The 14,923-nt window shown below is 49.7% G+C and carries 19 protein-coding genes; 12 read left to right on the forward strand and 7 right to left on the reverse strand.

The genetic code is table 11. The annotated features are described in order from the left end of the window. Positions 1-134: 134 nt before the first annotated feature. The 3 genes from H6F72_RS29255 to H6F72_RS29265 form a co-directional block, all read right to left on the reverse strand. Complete coding sequence (locus H6F72_RS29255) at positions 135-1,346, reverse strand: nitric oxide synthase oxygenase (RefSeq protein ID WP_190443509.1); 1,212 nt, start codon at positions 1,344-1,346, stop codon at positions 135-137. 94 nt (positions 1,347-1,440) lie between these two features. Then, positions 1,441-1,629 carry a hypothetical protein gene (locus H6F72_RS29260; RefSeq protein WP_190443511.1) on the reverse strand — a complete coding sequence of 63 codons (189 nt, stop codon included), beginning with the start codon at positions 1,627-1,629 and terminating at the stop codon, positions 1,441-1,443. Between the two features lie 49 nt (positions 1,630-1,678). Further along, on the reverse strand, positions 1,679-1,924 hold the full coding sequence (locus H6F72_RS29265; protein ID WP_190443513.1) for a DUF4278 domain-containing protein: 246 nt from the start codon (positions 1,922-1,924) through the stop codon (positions 1,679-1,681). 386 nt (positions 1,925-2,310) lie between these two features. Between H6F72_RS29265 and H6F72_RS29270 the strand changes: the two genes are divergently transcribed. The 3 genes from H6F72_RS29270 (at position 2,311) to ilvD (ending at position 6,366) form a co-directional block, all read left to right on the forward strand. Beyond that, the gene (locus H6F72_RS29270) at positions 2,311-3,558 is read left to right on the forward strand and encodes a sensor histidine kinase (protein WP_190443515.1); all 1,248 of its coding nucleotides are present in this window, start codon (positions 2,311-2,313) and stop codon (positions 3,556-3,558) included. A 117-nt stretch (positions 3,559-3,675) separates the two neighbouring features. Further along, the gene (locus H6F72_RS29275) at positions 3,676-4,374 is read left to right on the forward strand and encodes a response regulator transcription factor (RefSeq protein WP_348252726.1); all 699 of its coding nucleotides are present in this window, start codon (positions 3,676-3,678) and stop codon (positions 4,372-4,374) included. A 147-nt stretch (positions 4,375-4,521) separates the two neighbouring features. Next, on the forward strand, positions 4,522-6,366 hold the full coding sequence (gene ilvD, locus H6F72_RS29280) for a dihydroxy-acid dehydratase (RefSeq protein ID WP_190443516.1): 1,845 nt from the start codon (positions 4,522-4,524) through the stop codon (positions 6,364-6,366). 265 nt (positions 6,367-6,631) lie between these two features. On the opposite strand, the gene H6F72_RS29285 is transcribed toward ilvD, so the two are convergent. Further along, positions 6,632-7,045 carry a VOC family protein gene (locus H6F72_RS29285; RefSeq protein ID WP_190443537.1) on the reverse strand — a complete coding sequence of 138 codons (414 nt, stop codon included), beginning with the start codon at positions 7,043-7,045 and terminating at the stop codon, positions 6,632-6,634. A 38-nt stretch (positions 7,046-7,083) separates the two neighbouring features. Continuing rightward, the gene (locus H6F72_RS29290; protein WP_190443517.1) at positions 7,084-8,337 is read right to left on the reverse strand and encodes an RNA polymerase sigma factor; all 1,254 of its coding nucleotides are present in this window, start codon (positions 8,335-8,337) and stop codon (positions 7,084-7,086) included. Between the two features lie 279 nt (positions 8,338-8,616). On the opposite strand from H6F72_RS29290, the gene H6F72_RS29295 reads away from it, so the two are divergent. The 8 genes from H6F72_RS29295 to H6F72_RS29330 all read left to right on the forward strand — a co-directional run bounded on the left by H6F72_RS29295 (position 8,617) and on the right by H6F72_RS29330 (position 13,652). Beyond that, complete coding sequence (locus H6F72_RS29295) at positions 8,617-8,976, forward strand: YciI family protein (protein ID WP_190443518.1); 360 nt, start codon at positions 8,617-8,619, stop codon at positions 8,974-8,976. A 35-nt stretch (positions 8,977-9,011) separates the two neighbouring features. Further along, positions 9,012-9,527: a VOC family protein gene (locus H6F72_RS29300; protein WP_190443519.1), complete on the forward strand. Its 516-nt coding sequence runs from the start codon at positions 9,012-9,014 to the stop codon at positions 9,525-9,527. Between the two features lie 37 nt (positions 9,528-9,564). Continuing rightward, entirely contained in the window at positions 9,565-9,996 is a 432-nt protein-coding gene (locus tag H6F72_RS29305; protein WP_190443520.1) for a YciI family protein, read from the forward strand. Positions 9,997-10,055: 59 nt separating this feature from the next. After that, complete coding sequence (locus H6F72_RS29310) at positions 10,056-10,466, forward strand: VOC family protein (RefSeq protein WP_190443521.1); 411 nt, start codon at positions 10,056-10,058, stop codon at positions 10,464-10,466. Positions 10,467-10,525: 59 nt separating this feature from the next. Next, positions 10,526-10,948: a VOC family protein gene (locus tag H6F72_RS29315; protein WP_190443523.1), complete on the forward strand. Its 423-nt coding sequence runs from the start codon at positions 10,526-10,528 to the stop codon at positions 10,946-10,948. A 57-nt stretch (positions 10,949-11,005) separates the two neighbouring features. Beyond that, on the forward strand, positions 11,006-11,518 hold the full coding sequence (locus H6F72_RS29320; RefSeq protein ID WP_190443526.1) for a DUF1579 domain-containing protein: 513 nt from the start codon (positions 11,006-11,008) through the stop codon (positions 11,516-11,518). 281 nt (positions 11,519-11,799) lie between these two features. Beyond that, positions 11,800-12,312 (forward strand): N-acetyltransferase, encoded by a 513-nt coding sequence (locus tag H6F72_RS29325; protein WP_199299386.1) that lies wholly within the window; start codon positions 11,800-11,802, stop codon positions 12,310-12,312. Positions 12,313-12,356: 44 nt separating this feature from the next. Beyond that, the gene (locus H6F72_RS29330) at positions 12,357-13,652 is read left to right on the forward strand and encodes an MFS transporter (protein ID WP_190443528.1); all 1,296 of its coding nucleotides are present in this window, start codon (positions 12,357-12,359) and stop codon (positions 13,650-13,652) included. On the opposite strand, the gene H6F72_RS29335 is transcribed toward H6F72_RS29330, so the two are convergent. Together H6F72_RS29335 and H6F72_RS29340 are read right to left on the reverse strand one after the other, a co-directional pair. Next, positions 13,629-14,207, reverse strand: a complete 579-nt coding sequence (locus tag H6F72_RS29335) for an IS630 family transposase (RefSeq protein ID WP_190443530.1) — start codon at positions 14,205-14,207, stop codon at positions 13,629-13,631. The two genes, H6F72_RS29330 and H6F72_RS29335, sit on opposite strands and share 24 nt — an antisense overlap. Next, entirely contained in the window at positions 14,200-14,631 is a 432-nt protein-coding gene (locus H6F72_RS29340) for a transposase (protein ID WP_190443532.1), read from the reverse strand. The genes H6F72_RS29335 and H6F72_RS29340 overlap by 8 nt, the downstream gene beginning before the upstream one ends. 2 nt (positions 14,632-14,633) lie before the next feature. On the opposite strand from H6F72_RS29340, the gene H6F72_RS29345 reads away from it, so the two are divergent. Beyond that, on the forward strand, positions 14,634-14,923 hold a 290-nt coding region (locus tag H6F72_RS29345), incomplete at its 3' end, for a hypothetical protein (RefSeq protein ID WP_199299387.1).

Raw genomic sequence — 14,923 nt, forward strand, 5'->3', positions numbered from 1 at the left:
AAACTTTGAGCAAACTCTATCTCATGCAGAAACTAAAATTAATCTCTGCTTTGTCAGGCTAATGCTGAAGCGGCTTGCAGCTACTTCCTGAGATATCAAATGGGTTCTATAGAGTGAGCGTCGCTGAAGAGCAGCTAATGAAAAGGACATTGCTTGGGCTGTGAGTCGTCAAGCGCAGACGGAATGGAGGAGGGTTGATCGCTGCTTCCTCGTTTCCAAGGTGCAGGCTGTTGAAAAAAATTGGGTTTGAGGCAAATCTCTTGCATCTCTTGGTGAAACACCTGCATTGTAGAAGCAGACATTGGCGGCACGATTCTCCCCCAATCCGCAGGCACGATGCGTCCAGCCTCGGCTTCTCGCTGCCAGTGCTGCATAAACTGGGCAGACGCGGTATGATGATCGACGATCTTGACCCCACAGGCGGTAAACGAATGCAAAACCGCTCGATTCAGTTCAACAAGCGCTTGATCTTTCCACAGCGATAGTTTTGAGCCCGTGTTTAGCCCCATTCGTTGAGCGATCGCAGGTAATAGGTTGTATCGCTGCTCATCTCCAAAATTTCGGGCACCAATTTCAGTGCTCATATACCACCCGCTAAAGGGTGCGCAGGAATAGGAGATACCGCCAATCTCTAATCGCCAGTTTGAAAGAGCGGGAAGCGCATGCCATTTGAGTCCGAGTTCGGCAAACCACTCATAGTCAGGATGCACAATCGGGACTTCCATCACCGCTGCTTTGGGAAGTTCAAACCACTGAGGCCTTTGTCCTGGCATCTGAATGACCAACGGTAAGACATCAAATGGAGTTCTTTGCGCTTTCCAACCAAAGCGGTGACAGAGTTCGGTGAATTCCGCTTGCTCAGGGTCACCGATGATTGAGCCATCTGGTTGACGATATCCTGCATAGCGAATTAGCTGTGAATTCCAAATACGAATCCCAGGTTGCCCCGGGGCAACGGGTGCAAAAATGCTAATGGTGGAACGAATGTTGCCGCCATTGGTTGCCTGATAAAGATGATCGACGATCGCCTCAAAGATTTCCTCTGCGGTGGCGAGATGGCGCAGATCTCGCACGTTGAACGTTTCCCAAAAGATCCGTCCAATACAACCTGTGCTATTGCGCCAAGCCACTTTTGCCCCGTAAACCAGCTCCTCCTCGGTCTGCCAGTAAGTGTGCGATCGCCGATACTCACGATAAATTTCTGCAAGTCGCTCCTGCAACTGCGACTCTGGCAGCGACTGTTCTTGATATAACAATGGGAGATAGTCGATCGCGTCTAGCAGCAGGGTTGGCAATGACTCTGCCTTTGCAACTTGTTCCCAAGTTTGATTATTGTTGAGTTTCATGAGGGTATGAGAGCTATCAATAGCTAAGACAGATTCTTTTCAGCGATCGCTGATTCTTTTTCCATGAAACTTTTTCCATGAAATTAGTTGAGCATTACAACCCTGCGGCCAACTGATAGCGCCAGTTCAAGGCACGAGGTTTGACATAGGGTTGAGGAACAAAGCCAGTTTCGTAAGTTTCTTCAGGGGATTGGAAACGCCAATTTAAAGCATGAGGCTTAACATAGGGCTGGGGCACAGTCGGGATGTAAGGGTAGATGTGTCCACGACAAATAAGATGCATAATTTTATCTCCTGAACTGCAACAAACTGAGCTATGTTTTGTACCAACATTAAGGGGTATAAGCAGCACCGCGGTAAATCAGTTGCGGCCTTGCTATAGTTCTAGGAAGGGAAGTAATTTGAGGCGATTGGTTAGTCATAGAGTGCTGGCTACCAATCCCATGAGGCATGAGTTGGTGCTGATTGCTCTGATATGAATTACCCCGATAGATGAGTGTGACTGGAGTAACGCTCATCGGTTGAGATGGAACGGCCTGAGCGATTTCGTAGCCAACACCGCGATAGCGAAGTTTCATAAGTTGATGTCCTGCAAACAACAAGTCAAATCGTCAGCTTCCTTAGAAAGTATCTTTGTGGCTGAGTTGTCTCTGTAATTGTGTTAAAAGTTGTTACTTTCGAGGCGTGGAACCTACACTTAGCAAAGTTTCATCCTTAACAAGCAACAACCCGGTTGAGAACTGCTATGTCTCTACCCTAAAAAATTGATTCGTTATTTTCTTCTGAAGAACGTCTTGAATCGCGCCTCAACGAATTGAGGATGCTGCTCAGACTTTCGTTGAAGTGTAAGTAGATATTCCTATAACTTTCGACCTACCTCAGATGAGTGACTCATAACGAAAGTGAGATGGTGTATGGCAGGAACTGGAGTATTAATAGGAAATAATTTCGCTGAAGCCCTACCATGATTGCTCTCCAACGATCGCTCAAACCCCAACTGAATCCTTTCCGGTTTCTGCTTTATGCAGAATGGGTAATGATTGCTACCTGCTTCTCTTTTGCCATCATGGAGTCTTTTGGGGAGAATCAAGTACCTGTTCAACACGTTCTCGTCCTTGCGGTCCTAAGCGTGATGGCAGCAATTTTGCCCGGTGGTAAACTGTCTTACAAATTGCTCTATGTAGGTATCGAAATTGGCTTGATTTTCTATGGAGCAACGCTGGGTTACCTGCATGTATTACCAACGCTGTATCTAATCGTTCTAATTCAAAGTTGTTTTCTATTTAAGCCACTCATGCGATGGATAGTGGCGGGATTGAGTTTTTTGCTGTTTCTGGTGCATCAGGTGCGCTATGTCCAAAACATTACCTTACTCGTAGAGCCCAGCGATCGCCATCTGTTCTGGATGCATCTGATTGCCGAAACATTGATGTTTGGGTTGGGTTTGTTCTTTGTATTGAAATTAGTCAGCACTTTACTTTCAGAGCGACAGGCCAAGGAAGCATTGGCAGCAGCGCATGAACAGTTGAGACAATATGCGTTGCAGATTGAAGAGTTAGCAGCGTTACAGGAACGAAACCATATTGCCCGCGAAATTCATGACTCGCTGGGACATACACTGACGGCACAGAATATTCAACTACAAACTGCTGCCAAACTCTGGCAACGCGATCCAGATCAGGCCCATACATTTTTGCAACAGGCACAGCAGTTGGCAGCCACAGCAATGCAGGAGGTCAGGCGATCGGTTAGAGCCTTGCGCGAGGATGCAGAAGCACCACCCTTGGAGGAGGCGATCGCTCACTTAGCAAAAGATTTTCAACAGGGTACGGGTGTTGCGGTCTCAGCCTCAGTCAAGGGGCAAACCATCATCTGTCCTAGAATGAGCAAGACGCTCCATCGGATTGTGCAGGAAGCGTTAACCAACATTAAAAAACATGCCCAAGCGACCCAAGTCAACATTCAACTGAGTACCACTGCGACCGATGTGAATTTAGTGATTGAAGATAATGGCCAGGGATTTGATCCAAACCAACGAAGCAACGGATTTGGATTGCAGGGAATGCAAGAACGAGTCGCAGCCATTAACGGGACTCTGCACCTAGAAACAAAACCAGAAAACGGATGTCGCATTATCGTTAAACTTCCTTTGCAAAATCATCCTGAACGGCACGAGAGGCATCCCGGTGAGAGAATAGAAATTTCACCCTAAGGGGTTAAGCTCGCGATCGCAGATAGCGACAAACTAGACCCGAAGAGATTTTCTGAGTAAGGACTAAAGAGTTTGAATTGGCTATTGTGACGGGCACTGAAACGCTGGGAGGGCACAGTGAGCGGAACACAGATTGAATCAGGCGCAGCAACCCCTACTTCCCCGATTCGTCTACTACTAGTGGACGATCAGCCCCTGATCATCCAGGGCTTAAAGACTCTGCTGGAGCTGGAATCTGACTTGTGCGTGGTTGCGACTGCTAGCAATGGCGAAGTCGCGGTTCAGCAGGTTGCCGCTTTGCAGCCTGACCTGGTTTTGATGGATGTGCGAATGCCTGTAATGGATGGGCGGGCTGCAACACGAACCATCTGTCAGCAGTTTCCAGAGGTAAAAGTTCTGGTGCTGAGTACGTTTGATGATGACGAGTATATCTCTGACTCCATTCGAGCGGGTGCTAAAGGTTACTTACTCAAAGATATGCCATCCGATGAGTTAGTACAGGCAATTCGGCTTGCTCACCGGGGCTACACTCAGATGGCACCAGGGTTAATAGAAAAGGTGATAGCAATCCGATCCGAAGCCGAGGTGTCAGAACCAAGCTCCCCCGACATAGAATCACTGACCCCAAGAGAACAAGATGTACTGCGATTGATTGGAGATGGCTCGACGAATCGAGAAATTGCTGAACAACTCTTTATTGCTGAAGGCACTGTGAAAACCCATGTCACTCACTTATTTGATCGCCTAAACCTGCGAAATCGTGCCCAGCTTGCAATCTACGCTAACTCCGTTTATCGAAACTCCCAAATGAATTGAAATGATCTCAACTGCCACCGATCAACTGTAGGTTACCCCGAGCTTTGCCCCTACTATTTTGGGCAATGCAGTAGTTCTATCAACTTCCAATGCTAATTTCCAATAGAATTGAGATTATTCCAACTCCTTAGACGAATAGATTGCGCCATGCCGACGTATCGATCTAGAACCTCCACTCAGGGACGCAATATGGCCGGTGCCCGTGCGCTTTGGCGCGCCACTGGAATGCAGAGCGAGGATTTCGAGAAGCCCATTATTGCCGTCGCTAACTCCTTTACCCAATTCGTGCCAGGGCATGTTCACCTGAAGGATCTCGGTCAGTTGGTGTGCCGTGAAATTGAAGCGGCGGGTGGAGTTGCCAAAGAATTCAACACGATTGCTGTAGACGATGGCATCGCTATGGGGCATGACGGCATGCTGTACAGCTTGCCCTCGCGAGAGATCATCGCGGATTCGGTCGAGTACATGGTGAATGCCCATTGTGCAGATGCGCTGGTTTGCATTTCCAACTGCGACAAGATCACTCCCGGCATGTTGATGGCTGCCCTGCGTCTTAATATTCCTGCTGTATTCGTCTCTGGGGGACCGATGGAAGCGGGTAAGACTAAGCTCGCGGAACACAAGCTAGATTTGGTGGATGCGATGGTGGCCGCCGCCAACGACAAACTCAGTGACGAGGTGGTCGAGGAGTATGAGCGTTCTGCCTGCCCAACGTGTGGCTCGTGCTCTGGGATGTTCACCGCCAACTCTATGAATTGCCTCACCGAGGCGATCGGTCTTTCCTTGCCCGGAAACGGCACGGTACTAGCGACCCATTTCGACCGCAAGGATCTGTTCCTCAACGCGGCGAGAACGATTGTAAGTATCACTCGTCGCTACTACGAGCAAAACGACGAATCGGTGCTACCACGAGCGATCGCCAGCTTCCAGGCGTTTGAGAATGCCATGATGCTAGATATCGCCATGGGTGGTTCGACCAACACGATTCTGCACCTGCTGGCGGCTGCCCAGGAAGCGGGTGTCAACTTCACCATGACCGACATCGATCGCCTCTCGCGTCAGGTGCCGCAACTCTGTAAGGTCGCTCCGAACACGCCCCAGTATCATGTGGAGGATGTGCATCGGGCGGGTGGTATCCCAGGGATTCTCGGTGAACTGGATCGAGCGGGTCTGCTTCACACCGATGTGCCGACCGTTCATAGTCCAACCCTCAAGGAAGCCCTCGATCGCTGGGATGTGATGCGCAATGGTGACGAAGCGATTCATACCTTCTTCAAGGCGGGTCCGGCGGGAATTCCAACTCAGCAAGCATTCAGTCAATCGACGCGTTGGCCTTCCCTTGACCTGGATCGGGAGAACGGCTGTATCCGCAGCAACGAACATGCCTACAGCAGCGAGGGTGGCCTAGGGGTGCTCTACGGTAACCTGGCCGAGCGCGGTTGTATTGTGAAGACGGCAGGGGTGGACGAAAGCATTCTGGTGTTCGAAGGCAAGGCACGCATTTATGAAAGTCAGGATGCCGCCGTCAAAGGAATTCTCAGCGATGAAGTGGAAGCAGGGGATGTAGTGATCATTCGCTATGAAGGTCCGCGCGGAGGTCCTGGGATGCAGGAAATGCTCTACCCCACGAGTTACCTAAAATCAAAGGGACTAGGTAAGGCTTGTGCCTTATTGACCGACGGTCGCTTCTCCGGTGGGACTTCGGGTCTCTCAATTGGTCACGTTTCTCCAGAGGCGGCAGCAGGCGGCACCATTGCTCTGGTACAAGACGGCGATCGCATTCTGATTGACATCCCCAATCGCAGCATCCAGGTCGATTTGTCGGTAGAGGAACTAGCCGCCCGCCGAGCAGCAATGGAGGCAAAAGGGAAAGATGCCTGGAAGCCCGCACAAGCTAGGCAGCGACGGGTGACAGCAGCACTCAAGGCTTATGCCCTACTGGCAACTAGCGCGGATCAAGGCGCAGTCCGAAACCTGGAATTACTTGAGTAGAGAAATACGCAGACACAAAAACGGGGATTGTGTTGCAAAAACGGTTAGTAGTATTGCCAATCCAGATGTCAATGGCACGCAGGTTCGGGGCAGTATCTCCCTAGTAATGACTTTTCTCCTGAGCTAGATATTAATCAGATTTATTCAGATTAATATCTAGCTCTTGCCCTGACCTTGATTCTGAGGGAGCGGCTGATGCATCACAACTCATGGTAAAACTGTTTGCTGCCAGCAACATCAGCAATCCGAGGATGGACATGATCAATCAAGTGACCTCGGGCTCAAGCTGCTCATCCCAGAAGGCGGCTTCTATCTTATGTCCATCCGGATCACGCACAAAGCAGCCGTAATACGGCTCACTATAGTCGGGTCTGCCACCAGGGGCACCATCGTCTTTGGCTCCTGCTGCGAGTGCTGCCTCGTAGAAGGCGTGGACAGCTTCTTTGGTAGGAGCAATAAAGCCAATGTGGGTGCCATTGCCAACGGTTGCACCCTGCCCGTCGAATGGAATTCCTACCCAAAATTCGGGATACTGTTTGCCATAGGCAACTGCCCCCGGATGCTCCATCAACCGCTTGCAGCCCAACGTTGGCAACACAGCGTCATAGAAGGCGATCGCTCGTTCAAAATCGTTAGTGCCGATGGAGACGTGTGAGAGGATGCTGGGATTGTTATCCATATCTGAACTTTCCATGAGTTAAATTGAATGTGAAGACGTTAGGGCTGCACTTCGCGCCGCCGACGCTCCAGGAAGCGGCGCTCGCTGTCATTTGTAACCAATTCCAGTGCTCGCCTGTAGCTCTGGGCTGCCTTCTGGAGCGCTCCGATCCGCCGTAATAAATCCGCATGGGTAGCGTGGAACAGATGATAGCTGTCGAGTTCTGTGGCAAGTTTATCAATGAGTTCAAGTGCTGTTTGAGGACTGTCTGCCATCGCGATCGCCACGGCCCGATTGAGTGACACGATCGCTGAAGGCTGTAAGCGTTCCAGAAGGTTATAGAGTTGTACGATTTGCGCCCAATCTGTTTCTTCGGCTCGTGCTGCCTGACAGTGGAGGGCGGCGATCGCCGCTTGCAGAGCATAAACACCCGTTCCGCCGCGCAGTGCCTCTTTTACTAATGGCAACGCCTCAGCAATTTGTGGGTGATTCCAACGATTGCGATCCTGGTCTTCGAGCAGAATGAGATCGCCTGCCTCATCCAGACGGGCATCCCGCCGCGAGTCATGCAGTAACATCAGCGCCACTAGTGCCGTGACTTCTGAAGGCGGTTGGGGTGCCATCAACGTTCGCACTAGTTGTCCTAGCCGAATGGCTTCGGTGCAGAGGTCAGCTCTCACGATTGTCTCGCCTTTGGTCGCCGCATAACCTTCGTTAAAGATGAGATAAATCACCGTCAGCACTGCCTCGATTCGGGCAGAAACAGCGGTTGTGTCGGGTACTTTGTAGGGAATTCCCGCATCCCGAATCTTGCGCTTGGCACGTACCAACCGTTGTGCCATTGTTGCTGTAGGAACGAGAAAGGCGCGGGCAATTTCGTCGGTTTCTAGTCCACCTAACATTCGCAGCGTTAGAGCGACCTGCGACTCGATCGCCAGTGCGGGGTGGCAGCAGGTAAAGATCAGCCGCAAGCGATCGTCTGAAATTTCACCAGAGTCGTAGGTTGGCGCCTCGCTCGATGGAATTAACCCAGATGCTGCATACCACTCCAGTTTTTCGGTGAGTCGTGTCCGTCGTCGCAGGCGATCGATCGCTTTGTAACGTGCAGTTCGGATGATCCAGGCGCGGGGGAGATCAGGAATCCCGCCAGCTTGCCACTGATTCACCGCCGCTGTAAACGCCTCTTGTGCTGCTTCCTCAGCCACATCAAAATCTCCCACCAGCCGAATCAGGATGGCAACAATCCGCCCCCATTCAGTGCGGTACGTGTCAGCGATCGCCTGAGCAACATCCGATTTTGCGTTTGAAGCCATATCTGACATAAAAAGACATCAAAACTTTTGACAAGGTGTCGATTTGAGCGATCGCTGTTCGACGGACTTATAAGGGAACACGATAACAATACACGACAGCAAAGAACAATTGTACTAAATAATTAAATTTTCAAGAGGTGTCGATTTGAGCGATCGCCGTTCGACTGACTTACAAAGGAGGCAAAGTTCAATCGTACCTGACGAAAAATTTTTAAGAGGTGTCGATTTGAGCTGATGTCGTTCGACTTATTTGCAAAGGCAAAGAATGGAGGCAACCGAATGAAATACATGCTGCTGATCTACATGGATGAAAACGCCTTGAGCGAAACCGAGCGGGAGCATTGCTATGCAGAATCTGCTCAACTCGCCCAAGAACTGCATACCAAAGGACAATTTGTGGCAACTGCTCCACTTCACCCTGTCGCCACAGCAACTAGTATCCGTGTCCGTGACGGCAAATCACTGATAACGGATGGACCGTTTGCGGAAACCCATGAACAATTGGGTGGTTTTTTTCTGATTGATGCTCAAGATCTCGATGAGGCCATTGCGATCGCCTCTCGAATCCCAGGTGCAAAAGTTGGCACCGTCGAAATTCGTCCTGTCATTGAAGTTGCGGGACTACCAGCACAGTCATGACTGTCCTCAACCGCTTGAACTCAAGGAGAACCCTCATGCAAAACAATCCCAACATCACTCCCTGTTTATGGTTTGATGATCAAGCTGAAGCAGCCGCTCAGTTTTATACATCGGTTTTTCGCAATTCCACGATCATCCACATCAGCCGATACGGAGAAGCTGGACAGCAAATTCACGGAAAAACAGCCGGAACCGTCATGACCGTCAGCTTTGAACTCGATGGTCAACCGTTCACAGCACTCAACGGAGGTCCGACCTTCAAATTTAACGAGGCGATCTCCTTCCAGGTCTTTTGCGATACCCAGGAAGAAGTGGACGATTACTGGCAAAAACTGTCTGCGGGTGGAGATGAAACTGCACAACAATGCGGCTGGCTCAAGGACAAATACGGCGTCTCCTGGCAAATTATTCCTCGCATTCTGATTGAGTTGCTCAATCACCCCGATGCGGCAACCTCTCAAAACGTGACCACTGCCATGCTGCAAATGAAGAAGATTGAGATTGATGAACTCAAGCGTGTCGCAGCGAGTTCGCGATCGGCACACCCTTAGCAATCCAACTCAAAACCACTCAACAGGAGATTTCACAATGAAAGTCATGGTCTTTGTCAAAGCAACCAAAGACTCCGAAACTGGAGTCATGCCGAGCGAACAGCTTTTGGCTGAAATGGGGCAGTACAACGAAGAATTAGCCAAGGCAGGTATCTTGCTCGCCGGTGAGGGGCTTCATCCTAGCTCAAAAGGGGTGCGGGTGAAGTTTTCAGGTACGGAACGCACCGTCACCCAGGGACCATTCACTCCGGCGCAGGAGCTAGTTGCAGGGTATTGGCTGTGGCAGGTGGACTCAATGGAAGAGGCGATCGCTTGGGTGAAACGCTGCCCCAACCCAATGTCAGGAGAATCTGATATTGAAATCCGTCCCGTATTCGAGGCAGAGGATTTTGGTGAAGTCCTGACCCCCGAATTAAGGGAGCAGGAAGACCGCATTCGTGCCCAGATTGAAACGCGACAGCAAGAGTAACTGCATCTGCGACCGATTAGCTGATCAAAACGCAGAATCGATAACTAAAGGAGAAATCAATGCAACTCAATTCTTACCTGATGTTCGACGGCAACTGTGAGGCAGCGTTCAAGTTGTATGAGCAATGTCTCGGGGGCAAAATCACCATGATGATGACGCATAAAGAGGCACCCTCCGCAGACAATGTTTCACTGGAGTGGCATGACAAAATCATGCACGCCTGTCTTGAACTGAAAGATCGCCTCCTCATGGGATCTGACTGCCCACCGGGATATTTTGAACCCCCTCAAGGCTTTTATGTGCAGGTGAGTGTACCCGACCCAGACGAGGCAGAACGGATTTTTTACGCTCTGGCAGAAAACGGCAAAGTGAAAATGGCGATCGCTCAAACCTTTTGGTCTGCCCGTTTTGGCATGTTGATTGATCAGTTCGGGACACCGTGGATGGTCAACTGCGAGCAGGTCGTTTGAGCGTTTTACTACTTTCAACTTTGCGCAGACTGATTTCGAAGCACTACACAGGAGAAATCATGAGTACTCAAATTTTCGTCAATCTACCCGTCAAAGATCTCCAACAATCAATCGAGTTTTTTACGCAACTTGGTTTCCAGTTCAATCCTCAATTTACCGATGAAACAGCTACCTGCATGATTGTCTCTGAGAACATCTTTGTGATGCTCTTGACCCATGAGAAGTTCCAGACATTCACCCCAAATCCGATTTGTGATGCGACCAAAAGTACCGAAGTGTTGACTTGCTTATCAATGGAGAGCCGAGAAAAAGTGGATGACATGGTTCGTAATGCGATCGCCGCAGGTGGCACAACTTACAACGAACCTCAAGACCACGGGTTTATGTATGCACATGGATTTCAAGATTTAGATGGTCACATTTGGGAGCTGGTGTACATGGAATCCAGCGCAGTTGATCGAGTTGAGTCTGCTCAGAAATAGAAGTGTGAACCGCGATCGCAATCCTCATTCATCAAGATTCATCACAAGGAGATAAAGATGGAAACCACGAAAACCGAACAAATTTCACCAATGTCCGCTCAACCTCAGAAAGAACATCAGTGGCTCCAGAAGCTGGTGGGTGAATGGACCTATGAAACCGAAGCAATGATGGAACCAGACCAACCCTCTGTAAAATCAACAGGAACTGAGACGGTTCGCTCACTGGGTGGGCTCTGGATATTGGCGGAAGGACAGGGCGAGATGCCTTGTGGTCCTGCGACAACGCTGATGACCCTGGGCTACGACCCACAGAAACAGCGCTACGTAGGCACTTGGGTCGGATCAATGATGACGTATCTCTGGCAATATGACGGTGAATTAGACGCAGGTGAAACGGTGCTAACGCTTGCTTCCGATGGACCGACAATGACGGGTGAAGAGAAGATGGCAAAATACAAAGACGCGATCGAGTTCAAAAGCGACGATCACAGAATCTTGACTTCCCATATGTTGGGAGATGACGGGCAGTGGCATCACTTCATGACCGCCCATTATCGGCGGAAGCAGTAAAACGTTAAGCAACTCTACTACCAGAAAAAATTATCCACGCGATGCTCAATATGATTTGCCTTTGGGTGTCGCGTGGATATTTGTTAACTAGCTGATTGAGATTCTCTCGCCATCTAAAAGCACATTCCCTCATTCCCAATTACTTTTGTAGTATGATGTAGTATTACTAGAGAGGCTACCTGTCCAACCCCGTGCACTCAACTTTATATCACTGTATGGTCTTGTTTTAGTAAATGCGATGCGAAGCAGTTCCCTCTTCGGGCTAATCACCGCTATCAACCATGAAAATTCGAATTGAACCTTATGGCGATCGCCAACTTGAAACAGTCGTTCGGCTGTCGCTTCGAGCTTGGACTCCAGTCTTTGATTCACTTCAGCAAGTGATAGACGCTGATGTGTATCGCTCATTCTATCCCGATGGTTGGCGCGTGAGCCAGCAAAAGGCTGTTGAAGAAGTCTGCACTGCCGAAGACACAAATGTGTGGATGGCAATGAGTGCAGAGGGTGATGCTATAGGAATCGATACTGGTTTAACTGTGGGCTTTGTCGCCGTGAAACTCCACTCAGAGAGCAGCATGGGTGAAGTCTATATGGTTGCAGTCGATCCAGATTTTCAAGGTCAAGGCATCGGCACGGCTTTAATGGAATTTGCCCTCTTTTGGATGAAAGATGCTGGAATGTCTGTTGCAATGGTTGAGACTGGAGGTGATCCGGGTCATGCTCCAGCCCGTCACACTTACGAAAAGCTAGGCTTTGGGCTGTTACCGATCGCCCGATATTTCAAGAAGCTCTAAGTTGGCAGAGACAATATGAAATTGAGGAATTGAGGGGTTGGCGAATGACCAAGACTTTTTACGCGGTTTTAGCGAACTCATTGTTAGCTTCGCTGACCAATAATTTTGTTTGGTTTGCCGTCACGTTTTGGGTGTATCTGCAAACGAAGTCCGTGTTGGTGATGTCAGTCATGGCAGGTGTGTATCTGGTGACGGTTGCTCTCTCTGGATTCTTCCTGGGATCTTTGGTGGATCGATACAAAAAGAAAACAGCAATGCTGCTTTCGAGTACCTGTTCTCTGATTTTGTACATCCTCGCCTATATTATTTTTGTTTCAACTCCATCCTCTGTTTTTACAAATCCTGCCAGTGTGCCGCTTTGGGGCTTTATCACGCTGGCATTGGTGGGAGCGATCGCCGGAAACATTCGCACGATTGCCCTACCCACCCTTGTGACAATCTTGATTCCAGAAGCAGAACGCGACAAAGCAAACGGGCTAGTGGGCACAGCAAATGGGGTGTCATTCCTCGTTGCGTCGCTCTTTAGTGGCATGGTAATCGGATTTCTGGGCGCATACTGGATGCTGGTGTTTGCGATGGGTCTGATGATTCTGACGGTTCTCCATTTAGTGACGCTCGCCATTCCTGAAAAGGGAGTTGTCCATCTGGGGCAGCAGACCAATCGCATCGATATTCGCGGCACGATTCGAGCAATCCATCTGGTTCCCGGACTGTTTGGACTGATTTTCTTCAACTGCTTCAACAACTTCCTGGGTGGAGTTTTCATGTCTTTGATGGATGCCTATGGCTTATCCCTGGTTTCCGTCCAAGTCTGGGGCACGCTGTGGGGGTTCTTGAGCGTAGGCTTTATTGTCGGTGGATTGGTGGTTGGCAAGGTAGGGTTGGGAAAAAGTCCGCTCAGAACGCTATTTCTGGCGAATATTGCCATGTGGGTTATTGCAGCGTTCTTCACCATTCAGGCATCGATCGCATTATTGGCGATCGGTGTCTTCATTTACATGTGTCTGATTCCGGTGGTTGAAGCATCCGAGCAAACGATTATCCAAGCCGTGATTCCGCTCGAACGTCAGGGTCGGGTATTCGGGTTTGCTCAAAGCATCGAACAGGCAGCATCCCCACTAACCGCGTTTATGATTGGACCAATCGCCCAGTTCATCTTTATTCCCTTGATGACCACAGGCGCGGGTGCCGATCTGATTGGCAGTTGGTTTGGCACAGGGGCCGATCGTGGAATTGCTCTTTTGTTTACCTTGACTGGATTGATCGGGTTGATCGTGACGCTGCTGGCGATGCGATCGCGTTCGTACCGAAAATTATCAGTGAATTATCAAAAGCATTAGTTTTATGGTGACCCTCCGCCTTGCTACCTCCGCTGATTTAGCTCTACTGCGACATTGGGATGAGCAACCGCATGTGATTGCCTCAGACCCATCCTCATCAGAAATGCACTCGTTGATCACCTTGCTTAATGTTTGGTCGAGTGCTTCGCTAGTTCGAGCTTTCGCCGAGCATAACAGTTGCTTGAGTTTCGACCAACATAACTCGATTGGGGAAAACTCGGGGGAGTAAGGCGGCAAAAACACAACTTGGACTCCAACAGCCTCGATCGCTTCGTGAACAACTGAGGCATGATGAACCGATAAGTTATCCATCACAATGATTGCTCCTGCCCACAGTCGAGGTATCAGAATCTCTTGGATGTAGAACAGGAACACGTCGGTATTGACGCTGCCGACAATGGTGAAGGTGGCAATCAAACCATCGATACTCATGCCACCAATCAACGAGATATTCTTGCCTCGATGCTCTGGGGCCTCACTGTCATACAAGCGCTCCCCAATGGGAGCACGACCATACAAGCGTGTCATCGCCAAATGAATGCCAGTTTCATCCATGCAGACCAGATTGCGTGGGTCGATTGTCAAACTCCACAACCGATAAGCAAAGCGCAAATCCTTGACCCAGAGTTTTTTTAACGCTCAACTTGAGCTGAGACACAGCCCGTTGCATCGTCGATATACTTACCTCTATCCCAGTTTGTTGGCAAAAGCGCTCACAGAACTCTGTCAAAAGGGCATCGGGTTGAGCCTGGACTAAGGCTGTAACGATGGGTAAGTGCTCCTGACCCAACTTGGCAACGGCTCCTCCTCCATGAGGTTTGGGTTGCACCGTTCCTGTTGCGCGATAGTGTCGCATCAAGTCTCTGACAAAGGATAAGCTGACCTTGAAGCGCTTTGCTAGTTGGCGCTGCGAGCCTTCTTTTGCCTCATAGGCGTTAAGAATTCGTTGCCGTAAATCCACAAACAGGGGGGCAGGCATGAGTGGCTATTTCCTCATCTTGCCAGACTGACTTAGGCTACCAAGCTGTGGCTTACTCAAGCAATAACTGCTGTAGCTTCCTATCCAAAGGAACCCTGCTGCCTGATGCTCAACTCACTGACGCAGAAGGTTATGACATCATCATGGATTGCTCATCAATTAAGGGCATTAAAAAAGCGCGATTGGATGAGTTGATTCCTTGTGGGGATTATCAGTTTCCACAAGCAGCGATGGGCAATCGAGGAAATGCCAAAGCCACCAATTACGACAATAGCTGGCAGTTTACCATCTG

The sequence above is a fragment of the Trichocoleus sp. FACHB-46 genome (assembly GCF_014695385.1).
Lineage (GTDB): Bacteria > Cyanobacteriota > Cyanobacteriia > FACHB-46 > FACHB-46 > Trichocoleus.

Bases quoted from the DNA above. Each gene is read 5' to 3' on its own strand.
- H6F72_RS29255 (WP_190443509.1), bottom strand. From the start codon at position 1,346: ATGAAACTCAACAATAATCAAACTTGGGAACAAGTTGCAAAGGCAGAG.
- H6F72_RS29260 (WP_190443511.1), bottom strand. From the start codon at position 1,629: ATGCATCTTATTTGTCGTGGACACATCTACCCTTACATCCCGACTGTG.
- H6F72_RS29320 (WP_190443526.1), top strand. From the start codon at position 11,006: ATGGAAACCACGAAAACCGAACAAATTTCACCAATGTCCGCTCAACCT.
- H6F72_RS29325 (WP_199299386.1), top strand. From the start codon at position 11,800: ATGAAAATTCGAATTGAACCTTATGGCGATCGCCAACTTGAAACAGTC.
- H6F72_RS29310 (WP_190443521.1), top strand. From the start codon at position 10,056: ATGCAACTCAATTCTTACCTGATGTTCGACGGCAACTGTGAGGCAGCG.
- H6F72_RS29270 (WP_190443515.1), top strand. From the start codon at position 2,311: ATGATTGCTCTCCAACGATCGCTCAAACCCCAACTGAATCCTTTCCGG.
- H6F72_RS29315 (WP_190443523.1), top strand. From the start codon at position 10,526: ATGAGTACTCAAATTTTCGTCAATCTACCCGTCAAAGATCTCCAACAA.
- H6F72_RS29330 (WP_190443528.1), top strand. From the start codon at position 12,357: ATGACCAAGACTTTTTACGCGGTTTTAGCGAACTCATTGTTAGCTTCG.
- H6F72_RS29285 (WP_190443537.1), bottom strand. From the start codon at position 7,045: ATGGATAACAATCCCAGCATCCTCTCACACGTCTCCATCGGCACTAAC.
- H6F72_RS29300 (WP_190443519.1), top strand. From the start codon at position 9,012: ATGCAAAACAATCCCAACATCACTCCCTGTTTATGGTTTGATGATCAA.
- H6F72_RS29305 (WP_190443520.1), top strand. From the start codon at position 9,565: ATGAAAGTCATGGTCTTTGTCAAAGCAACCAAAGACTCCGAAACTGGA.
- ilvD (WP_190443516.1), top strand. From the start codon at position 4,522: ATGCCGACGTATCGATCTAGAACCTCCACTCAGGGACGCAATATGGCC.
- H6F72_RS29265 (WP_190443513.1), bottom strand. From the start codon at position 1,924: ATGAAACTTCGCTATCGCGGTGTTGGCTACGAAATCGCTCAGGCCGTT.
- H6F72_RS29295 (WP_190443518.1), top strand. From the start codon at position 8,617: ATGAAATACATGCTGCTGATCTACATGGATGAAAACGCCTTGAGCGAA.
- H6F72_RS29290 (WP_190443517.1), bottom strand. From the start codon at position 8,337: ATGGCTTCAAACGCAAAATCGGATGTTGCTCAGGCGATCGCTGACACG.
- H6F72_RS29335 (WP_190443530.1), bottom strand. From the start codon at position 14,207: ATGGATGAAACTGGCATTCATTTGGCGATGACACGCTTGTATGGTCGT.
- H6F72_RS29340 (WP_190443532.1), bottom strand. From the start codon at position 14,631: ATGCCTGCCCCCCTGTTTGTGGATTTACGGCAACGAATTCTTAACGCC.